Genomic DNA, 14,890 nt, shown 5'->3' on the forward strand with positions numbered 1-14,890 from the left:
CCCTGCGCCTTGATTCGAAACGCAACCAACGAACGCGACTGCTGGATCTACGCGGCGAACTTCGAGAGCCGGCTCATCTCCTGCGTCACCAGTTCACGGTAGGGACCGTGAGCCTGCATCAGCCGGTCGGGCGCGCCGTCCTCGATGATCTTACCGGCCTTGAGCACCACCACGCGATCAAAATTGCGCAGCGTCGCCAGACGGTGCGCAATCGCAATCACCGTGCGGCCGCGCATCAGCCGCGACAGCGCCTCGCGGATCGCCTCCTCGGATTCGCTGTCAAGCGCTGCGGTCGCCTCGTCGAGCAGCAGGATCGGCGCGTCCTTGAGGAAGGCGCGCGCAATCGCGATGCGTTGGCGCTGGCCGCCCGACATCTTCACACCGCGGTCGCCGACCATGGTGTCGAGGCCGTCGGGCAGGCTCTCGACGAAATCGCAGCGCGCCGCGATCGCCGCGCGCAACACCTCGTCATCGGTCGCGTTCGGGCGACCATAGCGGATATTCTCGCGGATGGAACGATGAAACAAGGAGATATCCTGCGGCACGACCGAGATCGCCTCGCGCAGGCTCAGCTGCGTCACCTTCGAGATGTCCTGTCCGTCGATGGTGATGCTGCCCTCGTCGGTATCGTAGAAGCGCTGGAGCAGCGTGAACAGCGTCGATTTGCCGCCGCCGGACTGGCCGACCAGACCGACGCGCTGGCCGGGCTGCAGGCGCAGGCTGAACCGCTCAAAGATCTTCTCGCCGCCGGGATAGCCGAAGGTGACGTTGTTGTACGCGATCGCGGCGCCGCTCTTGACGAGGGGCTCGGCCTCGGGGTGATCGCGCAGTTCGTGCGGCACCAGCAGCGTGGCGATCGCCTCGGTCAGCCGCGCGACGTGCTGGGTGACGTCGACCAGCGCCACCGCGAGGTCGCGCGTGGCATTGAGAATGGATAGGCCAAGGGTGCAGACCAGCACGACGTCGCCGGTGGTCGCCTCACCCCGCTGCCACAACGTGATCGCCCAGGCCATCAGCGCCACCGTCAGCACGACGGTCACGCCGGCATGCGTGAGCCGCAGCTTCTCCAGATAGCGCAGGCTGCGGCCGCGCGCGGTGAGCTCCCGGTTCACCGTCGCATCGAAGCGCTCATGCTCGTGGCTGATGCCGCAGAAAGCGCGCACCAGCGGCATGTTGCTGATCACGTCGATCATCTCGCCGTCGACCACCGCGGCCTTGTCGGCGAAATCGTCATGCAGCGGCTTGCCGGCGGCGGCCAGGTGGAACATCGCGATCACCATGCCACCCGCGATCACGATCAGGCCGAGCGCCATATAGGGACTCACGGTTCCAATCAGCATGATTGCCGCAACTGTGGCAATGCAGGGCGGCAGCACGTTCCAGACGAACATGTTCTCGACCGTGAACACCGCGTTCGAGGTCGCCGTGATGCGGCTCGTCAGCATGCCCGGCATGCGATCGGAGAAGTAGCTCGGCGCGTGACCGGTCAGATGACGAAATATGTCACGGCGTAAATCACCCGTGACCCGGACGAAGGTGAAGCTCGCCGTCCAGCTCGCGACCCGCCACAGGAAGTTGTCGGCGGTGATCAGCGACATGAGTAAAATGAATGCCAGCCATACGCTGCCACCATGTGATGGTCCGGCGGACAGACTATCGACCAGGGATTTGACGCCATACTGCGTGCCCACGGAGCAGGCAACGGCTGCCACGACAGCGGTCAGGATCACCAGATGCGACGCAAGACGACGCCGGAGATAGCGCAGGACAAAAGCAAATGGCCTGCGCGCGTATCCAGAAAGCTGATCCATGTGGCTACCGACCCCGTCGTGATGATTTTCGGATGTTGTTTACTGATCGAACTGAACATCGACCGCTTCGCCTCGGTTCCCGGGCGGGGCGATCACGACATGCGGATGCGGACGATCTGAGAAGATGTGATGGCAGCATCGAGACAGCCCCGGACGTGTCGAATATGTAACGTTTGGAGGAAGGAACTTCGCAAGTGCGGGAACGTTCCCTTGTCTGGCATTGCCGGTGCCGTACTGGCGGGGGCTCTTCGATCATGATCGCACAAAGGAGATGGTGAGATGCGCATCGCGCAGGTTGCTCCGTTGACGGAGGCTGTTCCACCCAAGCTGTATGGCGGCACCGAGCGGGTGGTGCATTGGTTGACGGAAGAGCTGGTGGCCCTTGGACACGATGTGACGCTGTTCGCCAGCGGCGACTCGCAAACCTCGGGAAAGCTGGATGCGTTATGGCCGCGGGCGCTCCGTCTCGACGGTTCCGTGCGCGATCCCAATGCGCTGCACATGGTGCTCCTGGAGCGGGTGCGGCAGAAATGTGACGATGAGGAGTTCGACTTCCTCCACTTCCATCTGGACTATTACCCGTGGTCGCTCTTCCACCGGCAGCCGACGCCGTTCGTGACCACGCTGCACGGCCGGCTGGACCTGCCGGAGCACCAGCCGGTCTTCAACACCTTCACCAAGATGCCCGTCATTTCGATCTCCAATGCGCAGCGCCGCCCGGTGCCGCAGGCAAGCTGGGTGACGACGATCCACCACGGCCTGCCGGAGAACCTGCTGACGCCGAAGCCGGCTCGCCAAGAATATCTCGCCGTGCTCGGCCGCATCGCGCCGGAGAAAGGTGTCGACCGCGCCATCAAGATCGCGACCCATTGCGGCATCCCGCTGAAGATCGCCGCCAAGGTCGATCGCGCCGACCAGGATTACTATGACGAGCTGATCCGGCCGATGATCGAGAACAATCCCCTGGTGGAGTTCATCGGCGAGATCAGCGATCACGAGAAATCGGACTTCCTGAGCGGCGCGCTCGGCCTCTTGCTGCCGATCGACTGGCCGGAGCCGTTCGGCCTCGTGATGATCGAAGCCATGGCCTGCGGAACGCCGGTCGTCGCCTTCAACCGCGGCTCGGTGCCGGAGATCATCGACGAAGGCTTGACCGGCTTCGTGGTCGAGGACGTCATCAGCGCGGCAGGCGTGATCAAGCGCCTGCCGCAGCTCGACCGCGCCGCGATCCGCAAGCAGTTCGAGACGCGCTTCACGGCGCGGCGCATGGCACTGGACTATCTCGCGGCGTATCGCAGCCTGACCGAGGAACAAGCACCGCGGATCAAGCTGGTGAGCAGCGCGGAGTAGATTTTCTACACCGCCAGTGGAAGTGCCCTCTCCCCTTGTGGGAGAGGGCTCGAGAACCAAGCGGCACAGTCGCTTGGGTGAGGGGTTGCTTCCGCATAGAAAAGTTTCTCCGTGGAAAGAGACCCCTCATCCGGCGCTTCGCGCCACCTTCTCCCACAAGGGGATAAGGGAAGAAGCCGACACCGCGCTTCCCTACACCACGCCCGTCCGCTTCGGCTCGACGATCTCGAACATGCGCGGGAATTCGTCCATCAGGCCCATCAGCTCGGCGAGCCGCATCGGATTGCCTGAGAGCTTGATCTTGCCGGCGGCGACCGCCTCCGGAAAGCTGGTCTGTTTCGCGATGACCTCGTCGAGCGTCGAGCGCGCCAGCGTGAAGCTGGCATCGGCGCCGTCCGCCTGCACGCCCTCGGTGTAGGTCAGCGCAGAGTTCTCCAGATTGAGAACGAAGGTCTCGCCGGTGTCGGAAAAACTCCAGTTCAGCACGATGTGCTTGCCTTCCGCTTTCGGGCCGTTGAGGCGAATGCCGAGCACGTCCCAGAGCTGCGAGGTGCGCAATGCGGCCAGCGTCTCGCGCGGCATCGGCGGGCGCGCCGACACCTTCGGCATGCCCTGGCGCAATTCCTGGGCGCCGAACAGATAGGCGTTGCGCCAGGTCGCGCTTTCGGCGGCATAACCGAGCTGCTCGAGCGTATCCGCCAGCAACGCGCGCGCCGCCTGATTGTCCGGCTCGGCGAAGACGAGATGGCCGAGCGCTTGCGCGATGAAACGAAACTCGCCCTTGTCGAAATCCGTCCGCGCCCGCGCCAGAATGGCATCCGCGCCACCCATGTACTCGACATACTTCCTGCCTGATTCAACCGGCGGCAGCGGGTCGAGATTGACCGGATTGGCGTCGTACCAGCCGAGATATTTCTGGTAGATCGCCTTCACGTTATGCCGGATGTGGCCGTAATAGCCGCGGCCGTGCCAGGCGGCTTCCAGGCTCTTCGGCAGCTGGATCGTTTCGGCGATCTCGGCGGCGGTGAGGCCGTGGTTCATCAGGCGGATGGTCTGGTCGTGCGCGAATTTGTAGAGGTCGCGCTGCTGCCGGATCATGGTGCCGATCCGATCCCTCCCCCACACCGGCCAGTGATGCTGGCCGCACATCGCCTCGGCCTTGCCGTCCCAGAGCAGCAGGGCCTCGCCCAGATATTTCGACCAGGCCAGCGCGTCGCGCACATCGGCGCCGCGGAACGGCAGCAGATTGTGGAAATTGTGGGTGCAGTTCTCGGCGAGGTTCAGAAGCCTGTAGCGCGGGACGAAGAAATGCATCTCCGCCGGCGCTTCGCTGTTGGGCGCCATCTGGAATTCGAACTCGACGCCGTCGATGACGCGCGTCTCGCCGGTGGCCATGATCAAATCGGTCGGGCGCAGCAGCGCGACCGAGCCTGCCGCCATTGACTTGCCGAGGCCGCAATCCACCTGCCCGCGCGCGCCCTTGGCGAGGAACGGTCCGAACTGGTACTGCGCCCGGCGCAGCATCGCCGGTCCCGCGATGATGTTCTCGGAGACGGCGTGCTCCATGAACAGGTTCGGCGCGATGACCGGCACGCGGCTGGTCGCCAGCGCATCCTCCTCCAGCACGCCGCGCGCGCCGCCCCAATGATCGGTGTGGGTGTGCGTGAAGATGACGGCCGCGACCGGGCGCTCGCCACGATGCCTGAAGTAGAGATCGAGCGCAGCGCGCGCGCCCTCGATCGAGGTCAGAGTATCCACGACGATGACGCCACTGTCGCCCTCGATCAGCGTCATGTTGGCGATGTCGAGCCCGCGCACCTGATAGACGCCGGGCACGACCTCGAACAGACCGTGATGCATGTTGAGCCGCGATTGTCGCCACAGGCTCGGATTGACCGTGGGCGGCGCTTCTTGCTCGGCGAGGAAGCCATAGGGCGCAAGGCTCCAGACCGTCCGCCCCTGCGGATGTGTGACCGTCGCGTTCTCGATCGTGCCGAGAAAGCCGCGCGCCGCGTCGTCGAAATCCCGCATGTCGGAAAACGGCAGCGCGTTCAGCATGGCCTCGTGTTGCGCGATGACGGACGGCGTTGCGCTCTTCGGCTCGCTGCTGTGTTCTGTCATTTCTGTTCTCCGGCCTGTCGCGGCCATCTAACCGCATCTCGCGGTTGATTGCCATCGGAGGAAAGAGCGAACCGAAGCCCGGATGGAGCGAAGCGCAATCCGGGGTTTCGATCCAGACGCGGGAAAGTCCCGGATTACGCTTGCGCTCCATCCAGGCTACGATTTGCCCTCTCCCCAGAACGAGACGGGGTTAAGCCGCTACATCCCCAGCAGCGTCGGCAGCCACAACGACAGGCCGGGCCAATAAGTCACGATCACCAGGAACGTCAGCATGGTCAGGAGCCACGGCCACACCGCGACCGTGAGCTCGGTGATGCCCATCTTGGCGATGCCTGAGGCGACGTAGAGATTGAGGCCGACGGGCGGATGGCACAGCCCGACCTCCATGTTGACCGTCATCAGGATGCCGAAATGGATCGGATCGATGCCGAGCTTGACCGCGACCGGAAACAGGATCGGCGCCATGATCAGGATGATCGAGGACGGCTCCATCACGTTGCCCGCCAGCAGCAGCAGCAGGTTGACGACGAGCAGGAAGCCGATCCACCCCAAGCCCTGGTCGATCATCCATTGCGCCAGCGCCTGCGGCACGTTCTCGTAGGTCATCAGGAACGAGAACAGCACGGCGTTGGTGATGATGTAGAGCAGCATCGCCGAAAGGTTCGCCGATGACAGCAGCACCCGCGGCACGTCGCGCAGCTTCAGATCCTTGTAGATGAACACTGCGACGATGAAGGCGTAGACCGCGCTGACGGCGGCAGCTTCGGTCGGCGTGAACAAGCCGCTGTAGATGCCGCCGATCACGATCACGATCAGCAGGATGCCCCAGATCGACTTGCGGAACGCATCCAGACGCTGGAGGAACGTGGCCTTCGGCATCCGCGGATAGTCGTTGCGCCAGGCACGATAGAACGTCGTGGCGCCGAGCAGCGTGGCGAGGACGAATCCCGGCACGATGCCGGCGATGAAGAGCTTGCCGACCGAGCTGTTGGTGGAGACGGCGTAGAGAACCATCGGGATCGACGGCGGAATGAGAATGCCGAGCGAGCCTGATGTCGTGATCACCCCCGCCCCGAACCGCTTCGGAAACCCTTGCGCGACCATCGCAGGCAGGATCACCGAACCGATCGCCACCACGGTCGCCGGCGAGGAGCCGGAAATTGCCGCGAACAGCGCGCAAGCGACCACGCCCGACAAAGCGAGACCGCCGTACCAATGGCCGACCAGCGCGGTCGCGAACGTGATCATCCGGCGCGCCACGCCGCCATGAGTTAGGAAGTTGCCGGCAAGGATGAAGAACGGGATCGCCATGATCTCGAAATTCTCGATGCCGGTGAACAGCTTCAGCGCCACCGATTCCGTTCGCACATCGGTCAGCGTGAACATGAAGCTGAGCACGGTCAGGCCCAGCGCGATCGAGATCGGCATGCCCGTCAGCATCAACGAGAGTAGAAGTGCGAACACGATGACGACGCGCAGGCCATGCGGCAGCGTGATGACGTGGCCGGCATGCGCAAAGCACAGGGCGACGATCAGGACCGGCAGCAGCATCAGGATCCAGCCGAGCGGGCTGCGCTCGTCCCGGACGACCTGGCTGGGTGTGACCGGGGCCGGATGCACCGGGTCCGCCTCGACGCCCTCGACGCCCGCCATGTCGTGATGCGGCAGCTCGCCGGTGCGGTAGAACGACCACGCGACCTGGAGGAAGCGGAAGCACATCAAGCCGGAGCCGAGCGGGATGGTGAGATACACCACCCACATCGGCGCTTCGAGATCGTTGGACTGCTGGCCGGTCTGCCACATCTGGCTGACGAACGCGGCACCGAAATAGCTCACGATGGCGGTGAAGAGCGCGCCGCACAACAGCCCGAAGGTGATGACGCGGCGGCGCGATCCGCCCGGAAGGATGTTGACGAGCACGTCGACGCCGACATGGATGCCGGTGCGCACGCCGTAGGCGGCGCCGAACTTCGCCATCCAGATGAACATGTAGATGCAGAGCTCTTGCGCCCAGGACAGGTCGAGCGAGGCAAGCCAGCTGAACGTCGCGCGCGCGGGAACGGCGAGGAAGGCCAGATTGCGGGCCTCCGCCCATCTGGCGATATCGATCGACAGGCCGGCGCCGTAACGATGCAGCACCGCGACGAAGATGAGCGACGTCGCAGCCGCGATCATCGTCGCGATCAGCCATTCCTCGAGATGATCGAGCACTCGATTCAGCACACGCAGCAACTTGGTCCCCCCAGCATTGGCTCGTCCATTCAAGAGCGAAACGGCCGGGAGTGCGATCACCCCCGACCGTTGTTATTGTTCTTAGTAGGGCGCGGCCGTCAGTTCATCTTGACGTCGAGTTCCTTGGCGAGGAGATCGAGCACCTCCTGCCCGACCCGTCCCTTCGCCCATTTGTAGGTCGGCTGCATCGCCTCCTGCCACGCCTTGCGATCGGCGTCGGTGAGATAATGCAGATTGGTCTTGCCGAGCTTCTTGATCTCGGCCAGCGCGTCCTCGTTCTCCTGACGCGCGATCGAGTTGGTGTAGTCGGTCGCCTCCGCCATCGCCTTGTCAAGCTGGGTGCGGATGTCGGGCGGCAGGCCCGACCAGAATTTCGCGTTGACGATGACGGCATATTGCAGATGCGCGTGATAGGACACGGTAATGTCCTTCTGCACCTCGTAGAACTTCTGCGTCAGGTAGTTGGACGCCGTGTTCTCGCAGCCGTCGACCACGCCCGTCTGCAGCGCCTGGTAGACTTCGGAGAACGCCATGATCTGCGGGATCGAACCCATGATGCGAAGATATTGGTCGGCGATCTTCGATCCGGAGATGCGGAATTTAAGCCCCTGGAAATCGGTCGGCTTCAGCAAGGGGCGGTTGGCGGAGAGCATGTGGAAGCCGTTGTCCCAATAAGCGAGCCCGGTGATGCCCTTGGCCTCGAGCTTCTGGAACAGCCATTTGCCGACCGTGCCCTTCATCGCGTTGGCGTAGGTCTGGTCATCCCTGAACAGCCATGGCAGGTCGAGCGCCTCGAACTCCTTGACGCCGAGCGGCGCGAATTTCGCGGTCGACGGCGCGAGCATCTGCACCGAACCGAGCTGAAGCGCCTCGATCTCCTCCTTGTCCTTGTAGAGCGTGGAGTTCGGGTAGACTTCGACCTTGACCTTGCCGTCGGTGTACTTCTCGGCGAGCTCCTTGAACTTCAGCGCGCCCTTGCCCTTCGGGGTGTCATTGGCGACGACGTGGCTGAACTTGATGACGATGGGATTCTGGGCCTGGGCGAAGGCAGGGACCAACAGAATAGCCGTGGCGGCGACTGCAAGAAGCAGCTTGCGCATGAAGTAACCTCCCAACAACCTGTTTAAACTGGGTCTTTTTGTTTTTCAGGTCAGTAGTGGCAGCAATCCGCCACCCGAACAACTAGACCTAAGCCCAATTTGCCGCAGCCAAGCTAACTTGACCGCTGCCGGATGCGCAACCCGGCGCCCGCTTCAGTCCAAGGAAACGAGCGCTTTTGCCGCATTGCGGCAGTGCCATCAGTTTTTGCGCTGGGCGACTATGAAGAGGCGCCGGAACGGGAACAGCGTCTGCCCCGCCGCATTCTTCGGGTAGGCCTTTGCGACCCGCATCCCATAGGCGGCTTCGAACGCAGCCTTTTCATCACCCTGCAAGACATCGAGATAGCGCGTCAACCAGGTCCCCTTGGTCCACTCCTTCACCGGGTTCTCGCCTTCGAGTACTTGCAGATATTCAGTTTCCCAGATGTCGATATTCTGCGAGAGCGGCGCGAGCAGGTCGTGATAGAAGGCCGGCCCTTCGACCGGCGGCGGGGTGACGAGATGCTCGACCTTGGACCGCCAGGGACCGTTCAGCGCGGTCTCTCCGATCAGCACATGCGACGGCGCGGTAAAATTGCGCGGCATCTGCACCGCAAGCATGCCCCCACGCGTCACCTTCTCCATCACCGACGGAAACAGTGCCGCATGATTGGGCAGCCAGTGCAGTGCGGCATTGGAATAGATCAGGTCATACTGCTTCGCTGGACGCCAATGGCCGAGGTCTTCATGTGACCATTCCACGTCGGGCGCGGCCTTGCGGCCGGCCGCGACCATCTCGGCCGAACCCTCGACCCCGGTCACGGTGGCATCCGGCCAGCGCTCCCTGATCAGTTTTGTCACGTTGCCGGCGCCGGCGCCAAGATCGGCGATCGCGCGTGGGCCGAAATTCGGAATCCGCATCAACAGGTCGACGGCGGGCCGGAGCCGGTGGCCGGAGAATTTCAGATATTGCTGCGGGTCCCAGACCATCACTCGCGCCTTTTCTTTTTCGTGTTTCCTTCGCCGAAGCTCTTGGTTACCACTGCTCGTCCCGGTCGGGCAATTCGCAAAGCTCACAGGACGCGGCAGGAAACGAAAGCAACAGCCAAGAAACAACAAGAGAGCGTGTCACCATGGACCTCGGGCTCAAATCGAAAACCGCAGTCGTCACGGGCGCAAGCATCGGCATCGGCCGCGCCATCGCCAAGGGCCTTGCTGCCGAAGGCGTGCGCGTCGTTGGCGTCGCGCGGCGGACCGATCTGCTCGCCGAGCTGGTGAAAGAGGTCGGCGGCGGGCTGATAACGCCGTTCGAGCAGGACGTGATGGCGAAGGACGCGGCCGAGAGGATCGCGGCGTTTGCAATCAAGGAGCTCGGCCATGTCGACATCCTCGTCAACAATGCCGGCGGCAGCCGTCCCCTCCCCGTCGATGCGCCCGACAGCAAATGGGACGAGGCGATCGCGCTGAATTTCACCAGCTACCGCCGCATCGCACATGCGCTGCTGCCGCAGATGATCGAACGCAAATGGGGCCGCATCGTCAACATCACCGGCAAGTCCGAGCCGGAAGGCCTCAACGCCGCCTTCGCCGCGAAAGCCGCCGTGCACGCCTGGGCCAAGGGCCTGTCGCGCGAGATCGGCGCGCACGGCGTCACCATCAACTGCATCCCGCCCGGCCGCATCATGAGCGAGCAGATCCGCCGCAACTACCCGCCGGATTATCGCGAGCGCTTCGCGGAGGAAGAGATCCCGGTCGGCTATTGGGGCGAGCCGGAGGATCTCGCGGCGCTCGCAGTGTTCCTGGCCTCACCGGTGGCGCGCTACATCACGGGCACGGTGATCCCGGTGGATGGAGGCTTGCGGAGATACCAGTTTTAGAGGTGGTCTCCTGAACCCGCTCGGCCCGCGAACGCATGCCATGTCCGATTTGCCGGCATGGCTATCGCGTATGATCTCTTGGAGCCGCCTGAGCAAGCGCCTCGTCCTTCGAGACGACCGCTTCCAGCGGTCTCCTCAGGATGAGGCGAGTTGGCATCGAGGCCGTTGAAACTGCTTCCGCACACTCCGCCCTCATCCTGAGGAGCCCGCCAAAGCGGGCGTCTCGAAGGATGGGCCGCAGGGAATCCGCTTCCCATATGCGATTGCCCTGGGTTTGCCGCCGGACCTCACGGTTTGACGTAGCTCCAGCCCTGCTCCTGCAGCTCCATGACGCGGACGACACCGGATTTGACGACCGTGGCCTGTGGAATCAGGTTGATGTCCTTGTTCTCCGCCTTGCGCATGTTTTCCTGGGTGTTGCCGCAAGCTTTGAAGGAGATTTCGGGATGGCTCATCGCGAGCACCTCGATGCGCGGCTTTACCGGCGAGGTGTCATCGCGCAGCATGTGAAGGCCAGGACCGAAAGTGACGACCTCGATCGACACTGGTTCACCGAGATCGCGGTAGTATTGCGCGACGTTGGTCGCATTGTTGAGTGTGAGGTTCATCATCGCAGGTTCGTTGGAATTGACCTGCAGTATCAGCCGATGCGGCTTCCTGGCGCTCTCGGCTTTCGTCGCCAGAGCCATCTTCGTGTTGTTCGCACGATCCTGCTTGATCGCCTGATTCTGCGCCGGCTTGCTCACCTGCTTCTGTCGAGCCGGATGCTTCTGGTTGCTCGCTTGGCTCTTCTCACGCACCTGCGGAATCAACTGGTTGTCCTGCTGCGCCGCGCTTGGTCCGATCAGAAGCAGCATCGCCAGGCCGCTGATGACTGCCATCGCCCATTTTGGATTGATCATCTTGTATCTCCCATTTTCCCTGCCCATCACCTTCCTGGTCTGGCGACGGCATGGGGCCATTTGCATGCAGCCGCCATTTTCTTGCGCACATTTTCGAATCCGCTGAGCAGGAATTGTCCGTCTTGCACCGGACCAGCGCGGGTGAAAAGGCGCACAACGATGTGACCGTCGTCGGGTAGCGAGCTTAGCAACTTTACGACGTCGCCCCCGAAAGCGACGCCGGAGCCGAATGAGGGCGACGATGCCGTGAGTTGCATTGGCGTATCCGCATTCAGCCGAAAAGAGATGACGTATTCGTTGGCACTGCGTGACAGCGCCGGTCCGGTGACCACGACTTCCGTGCGGCCTCTGCGGCAGTGGATTGCGAGTTGCATCGCGGCGCCATCAGAGCCGCTAACGGATGAGGTGGTGGCGGTGACGATCGGCAGATAATCCACCGGCGAAGTGGTCTCGCTGACCAGCCAGCCGTCATCTGCCCCCCGCCGACTTGGCGGAGGGATCTTACGTGATAAGTCTTGCAGACATTCCAGCCGGGCTTGCCCCTCCATCGCCGAACAAGCCCGAAGTGTTTCCATGGGATCGCCAGTGTTTTGCGCGTAAGCGATTCCGCAGGCGACATTCAAGGCGACGGCGAGCCGAGGAGCGGCAGTCTTCATGGCCCCGCCTGTACGCTGCGCGCCTTGCGATCCAGCCATTCCTGCGCGGCTTGGAAGCGGGTGAGCCCGGGAACGGATGCCGCGAGATTGATCGACCGCCATTTCGGATCGAAGCCCGGAGCCTGCAGGCGGTCGATTCGCGAGAACAGGTACTCGACAAGGCGTGCCACACGTTGATAGCGATTGGAGCGTGGCGGCCAGTTGAACGCAACGAGCGCCGTCGGCACCGCGATGGTCGAGACCCGCTCGCCTTGCTTGATCAGATTGGGATACTCATTGGGGTCCAAGGTCGCAGGCAGATAATAGTCCTCGAACTTCCTATCGTACTGCACCGGGAGGAACTTGAATCCAGCCTCCCAGCGGCCCTTTACGAAGGCGTCGACGGGTTTCGACGTGATGAACACGACGGCCGACATCTCGCCTTTGCGCATCTGCTCCAGGGCCACCTGATGCGGAATGAATGTCTTGTCGACATCGATGCCGAGACGGCTGAAGATCAGTGGTCCTGAATAGGCAGCTGCGGTGCCCAGGGTATTGAAGTTCACCTTCTTGCCGGCAAGATCCTGCAGGCTCGCGATTTCCGGTCGCACGAAAATGTGCAGCTCGGATGGGAAGAGATTGAGCAGATACGTGATGCGGCTTCGGATCTGCGGTGCCTGAGCCTGATATTCTTCGAGCGCGTCGGAATTGATGATGGCGGTATCGACGCCACGCAAATAGAGCAGCGCATTCAGATTGTCGGTGGCGCCCCGGGTGACGATCGGCAGGAGATGCAGGTCTGCTCCATCGTCGACGACCCGGGCCATTTCTGCGGCGAGGCGGATCGGCGCGCCCTCGAGCAGGCCGCCGGCGAGCCCGACCGTCCAGGCGTTCATCCGGTCCTTTTCATTCTCTTGCGGGAGCGGCCGTCGGACGAGCTGAGCATCGGCCCTGGTATTTCTCGCGGTTTGCGCTTCCAAGCAGGCCGTTTGAAGCATCATCGCAACCGGCACCAACCAGGTGAGCAGGAGCAACGAGAGTGACTTTGGCGCCTTGTTCATGTCGTTCCCTTCTGAATCAGCCACCACAACCTTTCGTCCCTTCGAAATGCAACGAGCCCATTCTCAGCGCTGCAGCGCATCCAGCCGTTCCTTCGCTTCGCGAATACCGCCCCGGTATGCCCTGGCGTAGAGCTCTCGCGCCTTGGCCGCTTCGCCGCGCGTTCCATAGGTACCCCAGGCGGCCAGAACCGCCGGATCATAGGTCTCCGCGAGCATGAAACTTGCCTGCGCAATGTCCTTCTCGGCCGCGAGCTCGAGGACGATGCGCGCTGCACCGATATTACCCTGATCGAGCAACGCCCTGGCGCGCGGGATCAATCGGGCATCCGCGTCGTTTTGGTTTGCGGCTGTCGGCGGCTCCGCTGCGGTCACTTCCACGTTCTGCGTCGCCGGCAAGATCGGGGCTTCATTCGCTTGCTCCACCGGAAGGCGCGCATCGGTCGGGGCCCATGCCGATGCGCGGTCTCTTTGCTTGGCTTCGGTCGCGCTCCGCTCCTGTTGCAGCGACTGCCGCAGTTCAGCAATCTCTCGGTCTGCGGCCTGTCTCTGCTGCGAGGCCGCATCGTTCGCCTCGCGCAATTGCACGTTCCGGGTTTCGATCTCACGGCGCGTTTCAGCGAGTTCTCTTTCCAGCGTGGCGGCGTGCGCCTGGGCCTCTTCGAGAGCGCGACGTTGTTGTTCGGCATTGGCCATTGCCGCCTTCGCCGCTTTGGCCTCGGCGACAAGGTCGGCGTTCTTCCGCTGCTCATCTTGCAAAGACTGCCGCAGCTCCCGCTCCGTCGCCTCCGTTTGTTCCGCGGCCGCAGCTTCCGCCATGAGCGATCCGCGAGGAATTCCGGCGAGTTCGCTCGCGAGTGCGGCGGCGCGTGCCTGAGCCTCGTGGCGTTCTTGCTCCGCGCTCGCCGCTGCTGCCTGCGCGGTGTTCGCCTGCTTCACGAGGAGGCCGCTTCTTTGCCGCTCCTGTTGTAGGGACTGCTGCAGTTCTGCGATCTCTCCCGCCGCCGCCTCTCTCTGCTGCCCGGCCACATCGTCCGCGTTGCGGGATTGTGCCTTACCGGCATCGATCTCGCGGCGGGCTCCGGCAAGTTCGTTCGCGAGCTCGGCGCTGTGGGCTTGCTCCTGTTGAAGTGATTTCCGCAGCTCCTCACCGGCGAGTTCCGCCGTCTGCGTGCGCTGGACTGCCTCGTCGAGCTCTCTGTTCGCCTCGGCCAGCTCGTTGGCGAGCGCTTCAATGCGCGGAGCCTCTTCCTCCAGCCGCGGCTGTGGTCGCACCACGCTTGCCGGCTCCGCCTGCATCAGAGCTCCGGCCGTTTCGCGCCGAAGGAGAGCTAGCGATCCGGCCGTGATTTCCGGCCGCTGATTGAGGCTGAGGGCGCTCTCGTCGCCGGCGCGAGTCATGTCCGGAAAGGGTTGCGCGTGGAATGGCTCGAACACCCCGAGCAAGGAAGCCCCAACGAGGATGACGGGAACAAAAATTGCCACCGTCACAAGCCAACTGCCCGATCGTTCCTCCTCTGGATCGACATCCTCGATCACGGGACACCAATGGGTCGGCGCAGGATTGATTGGAGAGCCGTCCTGCCAGACCCATTTACCCGCCTCTGATGACCAATGGCCGACCTCAACAGCCCCGGTCGCACCTTCCACCCAGATGCCTTCTCCGTTCCTCGGTGCAGTCTCAATTGGTCGGCGCATGGATCACGCCTCTCTCGACAGCAACTCCAATGGAGCAAATGGCCCGGCCTGTTCGCATGGTTACAGTCCTCGATCAGAACACGCTTAGATCGAAATAACTGTCTATAATGATTAAATAATTAAATAT

Annotated in this window: 12 protein-coding genes and 1 pseudogene; 3 read left to right on the forward strand and 10 right to left on the reverse strand. The window is 62.9% G+C overall.

Annotated features, from left to right (window positions below; all coding sequences use genetic code 11):
* Positions 1-47: 47 nt before the first annotated feature.
* Positions 48-1,811 (reverse strand): ABC transporter ATP-binding protein, encoded by a 1,764-nt coding sequence (locus ACSKB8_RS40640; RefSeq protein WP_438110178.1) that lies wholly within the window; start codon positions 1,809-1,811, stop codon positions 48-50.
* Between ACSKB8_RS40640 and ACSKB8_RS40645 the strand changes: the two genes are divergently transcribed.
* Positions 1,734-1,931, forward strand: coding sequence for a hypothetical protein (locus ACSKB8_RS40645; protein ID WP_438110927.1), 198 nt, complete (start codon positions 1,734-1,736; stop codon positions 1,929-1,931). The genes ACSKB8_RS40640 and ACSKB8_RS40645 overlap by 78 nt on opposite strands.
* Before the next feature lie 159 nt (positions 1,932-2,090).
* On the forward strand, positions 2,091-3,161 hold the full coding sequence (locus ACSKB8_RS40650) for a glycosyltransferase family 4 protein (RefSeq protein WP_091892693.1): 1,071 nt from the start codon (positions 2,091-2,093) through the stop codon (positions 3,159-3,161).
* Between the two features lie 192 nt (positions 3,162-3,353).
* Here the strand turns inward: ACSKB8_RS40650 and ACSKB8_RS40655 are convergent, their stop codons facing one another.
* From ACSKB8_RS40655 to ACSKB8_RS40675, 5 genes and pseudogenes are all read right to left on the reverse strand, one after another.
* Positions 3,354-5,282 carry an alkyl/aryl-sulfatase gene (locus ACSKB8_RS40655; protein WP_438110180.1) on the reverse strand — a complete coding sequence of 643 codons (1,929 nt, stop codon included), beginning with the start codon at positions 5,280-5,282 and terminating at the stop codon, positions 3,354-3,356.
* 198 nt (positions 5,283-5,480) lie between these two features.
* Positions 5,481-6,761 (reverse strand): TRAP transporter large permease, encoded by a 1,281-nt coding sequence (locus ACSKB8_RS40660; RefSeq protein ID WP_245471180.1) that lies wholly within the window; start codon positions 6,759-6,761, stop codon positions 5,481-5,483.
* A gap of 219 nt (positions 6,762-6,980) precedes the next feature.
* Positions 6,981-7,457 (reverse strand): annotated as a pseudogene (locus ACSKB8_RS40665) (TRAP transporter small permease); the annotation flags it as partial.
* A 155-nt stretch (positions 7,458-7,612) separates the two neighbouring features.
* Positions 7,613-8,614, reverse strand: a complete 1,002-nt coding sequence (locus ACSKB8_RS40670) for a DctP family TRAP transporter solute-binding subunit (RefSeq protein ID WP_438110182.1) — start codon at positions 8,612-8,614, stop codon at positions 7,613-7,615.
* 198 nt (positions 8,615-8,812) lie between these two features.
* Positions 8,813-9,583 carry a methyltransferase domain-containing protein gene (locus tag ACSKB8_RS40675; protein WP_438110184.1) on the reverse strand — a complete coding sequence of 257 codons (771 nt, stop codon included), beginning with the start codon at positions 9,581-9,583 and terminating at the stop codon, positions 8,813-8,815.
* A gap of 143 nt (positions 9,584-9,726) precedes the next feature.
* On the opposite strand from ACSKB8_RS40675, the gene ACSKB8_RS40680 reads away from it, so the two are divergent.
* Positions 9,727-10,470 carry an SDR family NAD(P)-dependent oxidoreductase gene (locus ACSKB8_RS40680; protein WP_438110186.1) on the forward strand — a complete coding sequence of 248 codons (744 nt, stop codon included), beginning with the start codon at positions 9,727-9,729 and terminating at the stop codon, positions 10,468-10,470.
* A 287-nt stretch (positions 10,471-10,757) separates the two neighbouring features.
* Here the strand turns inward: ACSKB8_RS40680 and ACSKB8_RS40685 are convergent, their stop codons facing one another.
* The 4 genes from ACSKB8_RS40685 to ACSKB8_RS40700 all read right to left on the reverse strand — a co-directional run bounded on the left by ACSKB8_RS40685 (position 10,758) and on the right by ACSKB8_RS40700 (position 14,715).
* Complete coding sequence (locus tag ACSKB8_RS40685; protein ID WP_438110188.1) at positions 10,758-11,372, reverse strand: DsrE family protein; 615 nt, start codon at positions 11,370-11,372, stop codon at positions 10,758-10,760.
* A gap of 26 nt (positions 11,373-11,398) precedes the next feature.
* The gene (locus ACSKB8_RS40690) at positions 11,399-12,028 is read right to left on the reverse strand and encodes a hypothetical protein (protein ID WP_370985022.1); all 630 of its coding nucleotides are present in this window, start codon (positions 12,026-12,028) and stop codon (positions 11,399-11,401) included.
* On the reverse strand, positions 12,025-13,068 hold the full coding sequence (locus ACSKB8_RS40695; protein ID WP_438110190.1) for a TAXI family TRAP transporter solute-binding subunit: 1,044 nt from the start codon (positions 13,066-13,068) through the stop codon (positions 12,025-12,027). The genes ACSKB8_RS40690 and ACSKB8_RS40695 overlap by 4 nt, the downstream gene beginning before the upstream one ends.
* Before the next feature lie 63 nt (positions 13,069-13,131).
* Entirely contained in the window at positions 13,132-14,715 is a 1,584-nt protein-coding gene (locus tag ACSKB8_RS40700) for a hypothetical protein (RefSeq protein ID WP_438110192.1), read from the reverse strand.
* Between the last annotated feature and the right edge of the window lie 175 nt (positions 14,716-14,890).

The sequence above is a fragment of the Bradyrhizobium sp. BR 1432 genome (assembly GCF_051547705.1).
GTDB lineage: Bacteria > Pseudomonadota > Alphaproteobacteria > Rhizobiales > Xanthobacteraceae > Bradyrhizobium > Bradyrhizobium zhanjiangense.

Excerpts from the sequence above, each read along its gene's own strand:
- ACSKB8_RS40640 (WP_438110178.1), bottom strand. The coding sequence starts at position 1,811 with ATGGATCAGCTTTCTGGATACGCGCGCAGGCCATTTGCTTTTGTCCTG.
- ACSKB8_RS40695 (WP_438110190.1), bottom strand. The coding sequence starts at position 13,068 with ATGAACAAGGCGCCAAAGTCACTCTCGTTGCTCCTGCTCACCTGGTTG.
- ACSKB8_RS40680 (WP_438110186.1), top strand. The coding sequence starts at position 9,727 with ATGGACCTCGGGCTCAAATCGAAAACCGCAGTCGTCACGGGCGCAAGC.
- ACSKB8_RS40645 (WP_438110927.1), top strand. The coding sequence starts at position 1,734 with ATGCGACGCAAGACGACGCCGGAGATAGCGCAGGACAAAAGCAAATGG.
- ACSKB8_RS40690 (WP_370985022.1), bottom strand. The coding sequence starts at position 12,028 with ATGAAGACTGCCGCTCCTCGGCTCGCCGTCGCCTTGAATGTCGCCTGC.
- ACSKB8_RS40675 (WP_438110184.1), bottom strand. The coding sequence starts at position 9,583 with ATGGTCTGGGACCCGCAGCAATATCTGAAATTCTCCGGCCACCGGCTC.
- ACSKB8_RS40655 (WP_438110180.1), bottom strand. The coding sequence starts at position 5,282 with ATGACAGAACACAGCAGCGAGCCGAAGAGCGCAACGCCGTCCGTCATC.
- ACSKB8_RS40670 (WP_438110182.1), bottom strand. The coding sequence starts at position 8,614 with ATGCGCAAGCTGCTTCTTGCAGTCGCCGCCACGGCTATTCTGTTGGTC.
- ACSKB8_RS40650 (WP_091892693.1), top strand. The coding sequence starts at position 2,091 with ATGCGCATCGCGCAGGTTGCTCCGTTGACGGAGGCTGTTCCACCCAAG.
- ACSKB8_RS40685 (WP_438110188.1), bottom strand. The coding sequence starts at position 11,372 with ATGATCAATCCAAAATGGGCGATGGCAGTCATCAGCGGCCTGGCGATG.